Here is a 13,044-nt window from a genome sequence, read left to right as displayed (position 1 = left end):
GGTGATCGGGGGTCTTTTGCTTCTGGCAGGTTGATCGAGTTAAACGTTACCCGATCTGGAAGTGAACGCTAAGGTTCGCCGCAAAGCGATCCTTTATTTCCGATCACAGCACGCGAATCTGGGAGATTCGCTGTGTCGGGTCCTCGGCAAAGGCGAGCAGGATCTCTTGATACTGTCCCATCAATCGCTCCGCCGTCGAGAGCAGGAACAGGTCGGTGCTAAACTCCAAGTACCCCTGCAGCCGTCCCTCCATCTCGATCATCGTGATCGTCATATCAAACTTGGACACATCCATATCAGGCTCGATCATCGAGCTGGTGACACCTGGCAACGAGATCTCCGAGATCGGCATGTTTTGCAGGATGAACAGCGCGTTGTACAGGGCGGTCTTGCGCTCCAGCGCGTTGCTGATCAAGTATTGAGGCACCATCTGATGTTCATACGCTCCGAGCGTCGAGGTGCGCACCCGTTGGAACAGCTCGCTCACGGTCGGATCGCCCGAAAGATCGCCCCGCATCGGAACGTTGCCGATAAAGTACCCGATCATCTCCTCCGTCTCTTTTCGATAGCGGTTGGCAACTGGCGAACCGACCAGAATGTCGTCTTGTCCACTGAGGCGTGAGAGCAGCAAGTGATAGGCGCTGATCAGCGTCATGTAAAGCGTCACGCCCAGTTGGGCGCTCAGATCGTTCAATCGCTCGGTCAGCTCGACTGACAGGTCGAACTGGATCGTCTTGCCTCGCTTGCTCATCTGCTCCGGACGCGGGAAGTCGGTCCGAATCTGCGGTGCTTCGCTCTGTTTCAGTTGATCAACCCAATAGTCAAGTTTGCGCGCTAACACCTCACCTTGTAGCCAGTTGCGCTGCCAAGCTGAATAGTCGGCAAACTGAACGGGCAACTCGGGCAGCGGCGAGCTTTTCCCTGCGGTGAACGCTTCGTAAAGCGCCGACATCTCCTTCGAAAAGACCCCCATCGACCAACCGTCGGTGATGATGTGATGGATCGTCAACGACCAGATGTAATCCTCCTCGCCCAGCTGAATCAGGATGGTGGAGAACATCGGCCCGACAGTCAAGTCGAAGTTGGTCTCCACCTCCAGCGAGAGCAAGCGCTTGGCCTCCGCTTCGCGCTGCTCGGCAGGAAGTTCGCGCAGATCATGGCGCACAAAGGGCCACCAGCGCGAGGGGATCACCCGCTGAAACACACCCGTTTCCTCTTCGCCAAAGGCGGTGCGCAAGGACTCGTGTCTGTTTACAATCTCGTTGAAACTCCGCTCCAACGCGTCCACATCGAGCTTTCCGGTCAAGCGCATCGCCGACGGGATGTTGTAGGCGGGCGTGCCCGGGTCCATGCGATCGAGCATCCACACTCGCTCCTGATTGAACGAGCAGATCAGCTTGCCGCTGCGGTCGATCGGCACGATTGGCTGCACAGCGCCTTCTCCCTTCTCGTCGGCGATCGATTCGATCGCCTCAGCCAGCGCGGCGACCGACTGCGCTTCGAACAGAGCGCGCAGTGGAAGCTGCAGATGAAACGCTTCATTCACTCGCGAAATCGCCTGCGTGGCGAGCAGCGAATGTCCTCCGAGCTCAAAGAAGCTGTCAAACACGCTGACCTGCTCCAGATTTAACACATCTTGCCAGATTGCTGCCAACTTTCGCTCGGTAGCCGTTCGCGGTGCTGTGTACTCCTCCGTTCCGCCAAACGAGAAATTGTCAGGCTCTGGCAGCGCGCGGCGGTCGACCTTTCCGTTTTGTGTCAGCGGCAGAGCGTCGAGGAGCACGAAGGCGGACGGAATCATATAGCCTGGCAGCTTGCTCTTCAGCGCCGTGCGCAATTCCGCGCCGGTCAATGATGTACCGGGAACGGTCACCACATAGGCGACCAGCCGGCCCTCGCGAGCGATGACGATGCGCTCCAACACGCTGTCATGCTGGCCGATGACGCTTTCGATCTCGCTGAGCTCGATGCGGAAACCTCTGATCTTCACCTGATGATCGAGACGTCCGAGAAACTCGATGTTGCCATCTGGCAAGCGGCGCACCGCATCGCCTGTGCGATAGAGTCGCTCTGCTTGGCGCGCGCGATCGAAGTGTGGCAAGAAGCGCTCTGCAGTCAAATCTGGCTGGTTGAGATAGCCGAGCGCCACGCCGTCCCCGCCGATGTACAGTTCACCAGGCACGCCGACCGGAAGCAGCTGTTGATGCGCATCGAGCACATACGCTTCGGCGGAGGCGACCGCATTGCCGATCGGCACAGACTGCAACGGTCGTTTCGCCTCGTGCACCTGAAAGGCGGTCGCGTAGATCGAGCCTTCAGCCGGCCCGTACAGGTTGGTCAGTCGGCAGTCGGGCAATTGGGCGACCACTTTGTTCGCCTGCAGGGCGGACATCGCTTCACCACCGATGATGAACTGCTTCACATGATGCAGATCGTCGATCCGCTCGTCGATCAGTTGGTGGAACAGCGCCGTGGTCAGGAAGAGAAGCGTCACCTGCTCATCGCGGATCACGGTGCCGAGCTCAGCCAGCGATGGCAGATATGGTGGGAAGAGCACCAGGCGCATCCCGTTGAGCAGACTTCCCCAGATCTCCATCCCTGCCGCATCAAAGGAGATCGACGAGAACTGCATCGCCACCTCACCCTGCCGATAGCCGACCGTCGGGTTGTTGCGGAACAGACGCACCAGCCCGCGATGTGTGACCATGACCCCTTTTGGCTGTCCGGTCGAGCCGGACGTGTAGATCACATGCAGCAGGTCGTCTGCTGTCACCTGGCACTCGATCCGCTCCGAGCTCTCGTCTGCCAACAAGCGCTCCTCCGCAAGCATGATGATCTGCACATCGTGCTCAGGCAATCGATCGACCAGATGCGGCTGGGTCAAGAGCACCCGAATCCCCGAGTCTCGCATCAGGTAGGACAGTCGCTCTTCAGGATAGTTCGGGTCGAGCGCAACGAGCGCGCCTCCCGCCTTCAAGATCGCGAGCATGCCGATGATCATCTCAAAGGAGCGCTCGGCGGCCAGGCCGACCAACTCTCGCGGTGCCACACCTTGCTTTTGCAGGTGGCGGGCCAGCCGGTTCGCCTGCTGATCGAGCTGATGATAGGTCATGTGCTCACCCTCAAACGTGAGGGCGATCGCATCTGGCGTTTCCTCCGCTTGCTCTTCAAACAGCTGATGGATGCAGCGATCTCGCGGGTAGTCATTGCGCGAATCGTTCCAAGCGTTCACCAGCAGATGCTCCTCTGCTGGCGTGAGCAACGGCAATTGTGTGATCTGCATGCTCGGATCGGCTGCGATCGCCTGCAACATCGTCTCAAAATGGCCGATCAGGCGCTGCACCGTCGCTCGATCATAAAGGTCTGTCGCATATTCGAGCATTCCGGTCAATCGTCCGTCGCTCTCCTCCATCGACAGCGTCAGATCGAATTTCGCATTCTTTTCTTCGAGCTCAAGGGGCGTCAGCACCATCCCTGGCAGCTCGGCGCGAGCAAACGGCGCATTTTGCAGGGCAAACACTGTCTGCACGAGCGGTGGACGGCTGAGATCGCGCTCCGGCTGCAGCTCTTCGACCAGCCGTTCAAACGGCACATCCTGATGCGCATAGGCGGAGAGCGCCGTCTCTTTGACGCGCCCGAGCAGCTCGGCAAAGGTGGGCCTGCCGGAGAGATCGGTGCGCATCACCAGCGTGTTGACAAAGAAGCCGATCAAGTTTTCTGTCGCGAGCTGGTTGCGTCCGGCGATCGGAGAGCCGACCGCGATGTCCTCTTGCCCGCTATAGCGCATCAACAGCGTCTGAAAGGCTGCCAGCAAGGTCATGTAGAGCGTGACATCATGCTGTTGACCGATCGCGTGGAGCTGCTCGGTCAACTCTGCCGACAGTACAAACCGTTCGGATGCTCCCGCGTGCGACTGTACAGGTGGACGTTGGCGATCGGTCGGGAGTTGCAAGACGGTCAGCCCGTCCAGCGTCGCTTTCCAATAGGTGAGCTGCCCTTCCAGCACACCGCTGTCCAGCCAGTTTCGCTGCCAGACCGAATAATCGGCATATTGGATCGCAAGCGCGGGCAGCTCGACTGCGCTTCCCGTCACGATCCCTTCATACAGCGCGGCAAACTCGCGCACAAAAATGCCCATCGACCAGCCGTCGCTCACGATGTGGTGCATGTTCAACACCAGCAGATGATCGTCCGTTGCAGTTTCCACCAAGCGGAAGCGCACAAGCGGCCCGACCGTCAGATCGAAAGGCGTCTCCATCTCTTCGCGCAGCAGACGCAACACAGCTTCCTCTGTCGCCTGACGAGCATCGACGATGGTCAGTTTCACAGGTGATCGCTCTGCGATTCGCTGCACCACTTGGCCGTCGACCGTTTCAAAGGAAGTGCGGAGCGCCTCATGACGGTCGACGATCTTCTGCAAGCTGTGCCTGAGCGCCTCTCGGTTTAGCTCACCTTGCAGGCGCACCGTGCCTGGCATGTTGTAGAGCGCTGTGCCCGGAGCAAGCTGTTCGAGAACCCACAGTCGCTGCTGCGCATAGGAGAGCGGCAGCGACTCATCTCGTGACACCGTCAGAAGGGCAGGAGATGTCCTACCTGCTGACGCTTCTGCTTGGAGCCGTTTCGCCAGCTCTTCAACGGTCGGCGCTTGGAACAGGGTGCGCAGCGGGATGTCCATGTCGAACGCCGCTTGCAGCCTCGTGATCACCTGTGTCGCTAACAGCGAGTGACCCCCGCGCTCAAAAAAGTTGTCCTCGGCGCTCACACGCTGCAGGCTGAGCACCTCGCAGAAGACGGCAGCCACTTTCACTTCCGCATCCGATGCGGGCAGTCGACCGGTCGGCTCTTCCACTTCCCCCGTCAGCTTCGGCAAGGCGCGGCGATCCACCTTGCCGTTGCGATTGAGCGGAAGCGCATCCAGAAACACAAACGACGAGGGGATCATATGCTCAGGCAACGCTACTTGCGCATAGGCGCGCAACTCTGCCCCATCGACCGCACATCCTTCTTTACAGGAAAGATAGGCGACGAGAACTTTGTCACCGCGCTCATTTTCGGCGACTATCACCGCCGATTGGGCGATGCTCGGGTGCGCATGCAACACCGCTTCGATCTCCCCGAGCTCGATGCGGAATCCGCGCAGTTTTACCTGATCATCCGCACGGCCTAAAAACTCGATCCGACCATTCGGGAGCCAGCGCACCAGATCGCCCGTCTTATACAGGCGCTCTTGCTCCTGCGCTGCGAACGGATTGTTGATAAATTTTTCTGCTGTCAGATCGGGTCTGTTCAGATACCCTCTGGCGATGCCGACCCCGCCGATGTGCAGTTCGCCTTGCACGCCGATCGGCACAGGTTGCAAGTTGCGATCGAGGATGTAAGCTTTCTTGTTCTGCAGCGGTCGCCCGATGTCGGGGAGTAGCGAGTCGGTCACGCTTTCATAGCGCGACATCGTCGCGGTGACGGTCGCTTCTGTCGGCCCGTACTGGTTGAGCAGGATGCGGCCTTGCGACCAGCGAGTCAAGATCTCGCTCGTGCAGGCTTCTCCCCCGGTCGTCAGCACCCGAATCTTTGGCAGATCAGCTTCTGGCAGGGCGGTCAGCACCGAGGGCGGCAGATCGACATGCGTCACCTGCTGCTGCCGGAGAAACTCGATCATCTCCTGACCGGGCATCCGCACTTCATCATGTGCCATCACCAGGGTGGCACCGACGGAGAGCGAGGTGAAGATCTCGTGAACAGACGCATCAAAATTGCAAGAGAAGAACTGCAAGACTCGGCTGTCCGCATCGAACAACAGCTGCGGCTCGGTGATCAGATTGACCACGCCCCTGTGCTCGATCATCACGCCTTTCGGGCGGCCGGTCGAGCCTGACGTGTAGATGATGTAGGCCAGATGGTTCGGCTGTACATCAGCAACCGCATTTTGGTGATCCGCTTCGTCAAGCGCTTTTCCGCTTTCCTGATCATCCAAAAGCATGATCGAAGTTCCGTCGAGCGGCGACAAGGAGGCAAGGTGATGTCTGCGCGTCACGATCCGCGTCGGCGACGCATCGTCAATCATGTAGGCCAAGCGCTCTTTTGGATAGGCCGGATCGAGCGGCAGGTAAGCACCTCCCGCTTTCAGCACGGCGAGCATCGCGGTGAGCAGTTCGGGCGACCGATCGATCAACAGCCCGACGACGCTCTCAGGGCCAACCCCTGCCGCTTGCAGCTTGCGCGCGAGTCGATTCGCCCGCGCATTCAGCTCTCCATAGCTCAGCGCCTGCTCGCGATAGATCACCGCTGGGTGCTCAGGTCGCTTGGCCGCCTGCGCTTCAAAAAGCTGATGAATGCACAGTTCAGCAGGATAGTCGCGCTCCGTTCGGTTCCACTCGACGAGCAGTTGCTCCCGCTCCGCTTCGGTCAGCAGCTGCAAGGTGGAGATCGGAGTTCGCTCCTCGGCGAGCACCGCGTGCAACAGCGTCGTGTAGTGACCGACCATCCGCAAGATGGTCGCGCGATCGAACAGCCGCGTGTTAAATTCAAACTCCCCGCGGATGCCGTCCTCCCCTTCTTCAAGCGCTAAGGTCAGATCATATTTTGCGGTGTGCGTCTCGATGTGCATGCGCTCCACGCTGAGCCCTTCAAAGCGCAGCTCTGCGGTCGGTGCGTTTTGCAGGACGAACATCGCCTGGAACAGCGGGGACACGCTTCTGTTTCGCTCCGGTTGAAGCTCTTCCACCAGCGTTTCAAACGGCACCTCATCATGCTCGTACGCACCGAGCGCCGTCTCTTTGACGCGTTCGAGCAGCTCCGCAAACGTCGGATCGCCCGAGAGGTCGGTGCGCATCACCAGCGTGTTGACAAAGAAGCCGATCATCCCCTCCGTCTCCGGCGTGTGGCGGCCGGCGATCGGCGTGCCGACCAGAAGATCCTCCTGTCCGCTGTAGCGGGCGAGCAGCGCTTGGAAAGCGCCGAGCATGGTCATGAACAGGGTGACTCCGTGGCGCAGCGACAGGTCATGCAGCCGTTTTGCCAGCGGCGCTTCGAGCACGAAGCGCTCCGTCGCCCCCTCGTGTGTCTGCACCGGCGGACGCGCTCGATCGAGCGGCAGTTGCAGCACGGGAAGTTCCCCCGCCAGCCGTTCTTTCCAGTAGTCGAGCTGCTCGGTGACAGCAGGCTCCTGCAACCGTCGCTTTTGCCAAGCTGCATAATCTGCATACTGTAGCACACGCTGCGCCAACACCGGCTCTGCCCCCTGCACGACCGCCTCGTAGTGCGCGACCAGCTCTTCGATCAAGATGCTGACCGACCAGCCGTCAAAGGCGATATGGTGGACATTGAAGAGCAGGACGTGCTCCTCCTCCGCCAAGCGCAACAGCGAGCAGGCGATCAGCGGGCCGCGCGCGAGGTCGAAGTGCTTTTGGCCATGCTCCTCTGCCAGTCGCCCGATCTCCGCTTCCCGCGCGGAGCCAGCCAGCCCGCTGAGGTCGAGCGTCGGCAGCGCGACAACAAAGGAGTCCGACACTTCTCGGACAGCCTGTCCGTCCACTTCGCGGTAGGTCGTTCGCAACACTTCATGGCGATCGACGATCGACTGCAAACTGCTCAGCAGCGCTTGGCGATCGAGCGCTCCCCGCAGGCGCAGCGCGTGTGGAATGTTGTAAAACGCCGACTGCGGGTTCATCTGCTCCATCATCCAGAGGCGCTGTTGCGACGAGGAGAGCGGCAGATTTGCTGAGCGGTCGATCGGCACGATCGGCGCGCGCTGCTCACCTTGCGCATCGAGCAGACCTGCGAGCTTCTCGGCAAACTCCGCCACCGTCAGCGCTTCAAACAGCGTGCGCAAGGGCACTTGCACGCCGAGCGATCGGCTCGTCCGCGAGACCACCTGCGCGGCCAGCAGCGAGTGGCCACCGAGGAGGAGGAAGTGGTCGTGCACACCGATTCGCTCCACTCCCAACACGTCCGCCCAGATCGCGGCGACCTTTTGCTCCAACGGGGTGCGCGGCGCGGTGTACGACCCGACATCGAGCTGAGCATAATCTGGTTCGGGCAGCGCGCGTCTGTTGATCTTGCCATTCGCCGTAAGCGGCATCGCATCGAGCAGGACGAAGGCGGACGGCACCATGTGTTCCGGCAGTTTTTCCCGGACAAAATTTCGCAGTTCGCGCGGGGTTGGCCGCTCCTCCTGCTTGACCACCAGGTAGGCGGCCAACCGCTTATCTCCAGGCTTTACAACACGTGCGACGACCACCGTCTCCAGCACAGACGGATGCTTGGCGATCACCGTCTCGATCTCACCGATCTCGATGCGGAAGCCGCGGATTTTCACCTGATTGTCGATCCGGCCTAAAAACTCAAGCAGACCATCATGGCGCAAGCGAACCAGATCGCCCGTCTTGTACAGGCGAGCGCCCCGAATTCCGGAAATGTGATCGGGCAAGAACGATTGCGCGGTGCGCTCCTCGTTTTTGAGATAGCCTGGGCCGACTCCGATTCCGCCGATGTGCAGCTCGCCCGGCACTCCGATCGGCACCAACTGCATCTCCGCATCGAGGATATACAGCTTCATGTTGGGAATCACGCGACCGATCGGAACGTTGGTCACCTCTTCTCCCGGCGGCTCTTTGATAAAATGATGGGTCACATCGTCGGAGCACTCGGTCGGGCCGTAGGCGTTGATCAGCCAGGCCTGCGGATAGAAGGCCAACCATTTGCGACAGAGCTCTGGCGGCAGCACTTCCCCGTTCGGAATCATCCAGCGCAGCGCTGACAGATCGGGGACAGCCTCGCGCATCGCCACCTCTTCGATCATCGCCCGCAACAAGGACGGAACCGTCTCGACGATCGTGAGCTCGGTCGCCTCCATCTCATCGAGCTGCCTTGCCGGATCGAACGCTACCTCATCGGGCAGGATGTGCGTCTCCGCACCGATCATCCATCCGGTCAGCAGTTGCCAGACTGAGATGTCCACACATTGTGACGAGTTCTGGGCGATGCGATCTGCCGGGGTCATCTCCAGCTCATCCACCTTGGCCAGCAGATGGTTGAGCATCCCTTTGTGCTCCACCTGCGCCCCTTTCGGACGACCTGTCGAACCGGATGTGAAGATCACATAAGCGACGTCGTCAGGCGTCACCGCGCCTTGCACGCGCTCTTCGTCTACCAGTTCTCCCCCATCACGCTCCTCGTCCAGACAGAGGATGTGCGAATCATGCGGAGGCAACTTGTCCACCAGATCGCGATAGGTGAGCATCACCTGTGGTGTCGTGTCCTCGATCATAAAGGTCAATCGCTCGATCGGGTATTTCGGATCGAGCGGCACATAGATCCCGCCCGCCTTGAAGATCGCCAAGACAGCGACTGCCCAGTCGAGGTTGCGCTCGCCAAAATAGCCGACAAACAGGCCGGTCACAACGCCTTTCGCGCGCAGATGTGCGGCCAAGCGATCCGCTTGCCGTCCGAGCTCTCGATAGGACATGCGGTGCCCTTGAAAGACGACTGCCGCATCTTCAGGCGTTTTCAATACCTGCTGATCGAACAGTTCCATCGCGGTCAGGTGGTGCGGATAAGGAGCCGTCTTGTCGTTCCACTCGGTCAGCAGATGTTCTTTTTCCCGCTCGGTCAACAGCTCAAGCGTGGCGATCGGCCGATCGCCATCAGCTGCGATGCTGGTCAGCAACGTGGTCAGATGAGCGGTCATCCGCACCGCCGTCTCCTTTAAAAAGAGCCCTGCGTTGTATTCGATCCTCCCGATCAGCTCGTCTGCCGTATCGGCGATCGACAGGGCGAGGTCGACCTGCACGAACCGCTGTTCCAGCTCGATTGCTTCGAGCGTCAGATCGCCAAACGGAAGTTGTGCCCCGCCTTCGCCCAACGCGAAGGTGGAAAAATCAGCCCCAAGCTCTGCCAGATGCGATTTTTGATAGGTGAACATCACCTGCACCAGCGGCGGATCGCTCGGATCGCGATCCTTTCCCAACTCTTGAGCGAGCAATGGATAGGGGTATTCCTGATGCGCGAGCGCCCCCAGCACGGTGCGTCTGACCTGTTGCAAAAAGGCGGAGAAGCTCTGACGCTCCGCAAAGTCGGCACGCATGATGACCGGATTGACAAAATAGCCGATCAACCCCGCATTTTTGGCGCTGTTTCGGCCCGTCGTAGGCGTTCCGACCACCAGCTCCTCTTGACCCGTGTAGCGATGCAAGAGCACTTGAAAGGCGGCGAGCAGCACCATCTGCAAGGTGACTTTCTGCTCCTGCGCCAAGCGGCGCAAGCGCTCGGTCAGCTCGGCTGACAGGCGAAAGGGAACGGCCGATCCGTCAAACGTCTGCTCAGCAGGGCGAGAAAAGTCGGTCGGCAGGTTGAGCGCAGCTGTCCGTCCCTGCAGCTGCTCGATCCAATAGTTGCGCAAGTCTCTGCCTCTGGCGCCGCCGAGCATCGCCTTCTCCTCGCGAACATGCTCTGCAAAGCTGCGCTGCGGCGCAGGCAGTTCCTCGCCCGCGTAGAGCGTCTGCAGCTCTTTGACCATCACGCCAAACGACCAAAAATCGGAGACGATATGATGGGCGTTCAGCAACAGGATCGCTTGCTGTGCGGAGCGCAGAAACAGCAGCGCTCGCACCGGAAACTCCTGCTCAAGATCGAACGGACGATCCGCCTCCGCCTGCAAGCGCGTGTGCAGTTCACCCTCCGTCCACGCCGTCGCGTCGAGGATCAGAAAGGGCACCCGCTCGGACGGCTGCACCAAAAAGACAGGCTCTCCGTCCTGCTCTGCGATCTGCGAGCGAAGCAGCGGATGGCGTTCGACCAACTTTTCGAATGCATGGCGAAGCGCATCCGCATCATGACGACCTGACAGCCTGACCGCGCGGGCGATGTTGTAGGCGGCGCTCTCCGGTGCATAGCGCTGCAGATACCACAGCGCGCGCTGCCCTTCAGACAGCATCACCGCATCGGAGTTCGCCCGCTCATTCAGTTCAGCTTCGACCGAAGTACCATCGGTCAGCTTCGACAAGACGTTGGCCGCCAAAGCGGATACGGTCAGATCGTCGAGCAGGTCGGAAAGTGCGAGCGCGACGCCAAACTCCGCTTCCACCAGATGTTGCAACTCCACCGCTGCGATCGAGTCCATGCCGAGTGAGCTCAGCGGAAGCGATGGATCGATCGTCCCCCCGGCGAGCCGAAGCGCTTTCTCCGCTTGGGCTGTCAGATAGCCGATCAGAGCTGCCCGCGCTTCCTCCTTCGACAAGGCGAGCAATTCGTTCCGATCGAGCGAAGCGGGCTGGTCACTGCTCCTGGTCGCTGCCACATCCTGCTCTGCCGAATCCGCTTCGCCCAAGCGGCTCAGATAGACCGCATCGAGCGTCCCCTGCAAATACCGTTCGCGACAGAGATGGCGCTGCACCTTGCCCGAAGAGGTTTTCGGAATCGAGACCGGCTTGAGCAGCACGATCGCGTGCGTCTGCAGTTCATGTTCGGCTGCCACCTGCTGACGCACCGCGCGCACGACCGCTTCCAGATCTGCCTTGCGGTACGCTCGCTCGATCTCTTGGACGACGACGAGGCGCTCTTCGCCCCCCACTTCGACGGCAAAGGCAGCTCCATTGCTGTTTTTCACCGCCGGATGCGATGATTGCACCGCAAACTCAACATCCTGCGGATAATAGTTCCTGCCGCGGATGATCACCATGTCTTTTTGACGCCCTGTCACATAGAGTTCACCGTCGAGCACAAAGCCTAGATCGCCCGTTCGCAAATATGGACCTTCACCAGACTGCAAGCGGGCGGCAAACGTCTCTTCCGTCTGCTCCGGCCGCCGCCAGTACCCTTTGGCAACGCTCGATCCGGACACCCAGATCTCACCGACCTGCCCGTCCTGACAGCATGTCCGCTCCTGCGCATCGACGATCAGCACCTGCTGGCCGCCCGCTCGGAGCTGACCGCTGCTGACCAACCGCTGGTCGCCATCGCTCACCGCTCGGTTCTCCTTCAGCAGCTCCCGATCGAAACTGCGCACGACCGGAACTTCCGACTTTTGACCTCCAGAGACGAACAAAGTTCCTTCAGCAAGACCATAGCAGGGGTAAAACGCCTCCTTGCGAAACCCACAGGGCGTAAAATAGTCGGCAAACCGCTCGATCGTCTCCGCGCGAATCGGCTCTGCGCCGGTAAAGGCGACCTCCCAAGCGCTCAGGTCGAGCGCATCGCGCTGCTCCGGCGTAATTTTTTGCAAACACAGCTCGTAAGCAAAATTGGGGCCGCCGCTGACGCTCGCCTGCGTCCGCGAGATCGTCTCCAGCCATTTGAACGGCTTCTGGATAAAATCGACCGGCGCCATCAAGGTCACCGGATAGCCGGTGAACAAAGGCTGCAAGATCCCCCCGATCAGCCCCATGTCATGATACGGAGGCAGCCAGATCACACAGCGATCCTGCGGGCTGGTGCCAAAGCTATTTTCGATCAGTTCCAAATTGTGCAACAGATTGCGATGCGAGAGCATCACCCCTTTGGGCAAAGAGGTGGAGCCAGATGTATATTGTAAAAACGCGAGGTCGTCGCCTGCGATCTGCTGGTGGCGATACGCGTTCTCCATGCCGTCCAACTCAGCAGCCGGCACGAGCCAGTCGAGATTTTGCAGCTCCGGGTGCTCGCGAAATCTGCTTTTCACGCTCGCTAAGATCGCAGATGTTGTCAAGGCAAGCTTCGCATCCGCATCCTGCACCACCGCTTGCAGACGGCCAAGATTGCCGTTGGCACGAGGCGGATAGGCTGGCACCGCGATCACACCCGCATAGAGGCAGGCAAAAAATGCGGTGATGTATTCGATTCCAGGTGGGTACAGCAGCAGAGCGCGCTCGCCCACCGCATCCTGCGCTTGTAAAAAAGCGGCCACCTGCCGCGCCTTTTGATCGAGCTCTCGATACGAAACTTTCGTTTCCGTTCCATCTTCCCTGATAAAGAGATAGGCGATCTGGTCGCCCTGCTCCGCTGCTCGCTGCCGCAGAAGTTCTGCCACCGTCATGACTGAAAGCCCCCAATTCCCATAGTTGTAATGCTTTC

The 13,044-nt window shown here is 59.9% G+C and carries 1 protein-coding gene; it reads right to left on the bottom strand.

The genetic code is table 11. From position 1 onward, the window contains the following. Positions 1-103: 103 nt before the first annotated feature. Positions 104-13,006 carry an amino acid adenylation domain-containing protein gene (locus tag ACFSOY_RS00285; RefSeq protein ID WP_386043190.1) on the bottom strand — a complete coding sequence of 4,301 codons (12,903 nt, stop codon included), beginning with the start codon at positions 13,004-13,006 and terminating at the stop codon, positions 104-106. Positions 13,007-13,044: the final 38 nt, after the last annotated feature.

Source organism: Tumebacillus lipolyticus (assembly GCF_042682745.1).
GTDB lineage: Bacteria > Bacillota > Bacilli > Tumebacillales > Tumebacillaceae > Tumebacillus_A > Tumebacillus_A lipolyticus.
The sequence above is the reverse complement of the archived record's forward strand: the minus strand, read 5'-3'. Positions and strand labels throughout refer to the sequence as shown.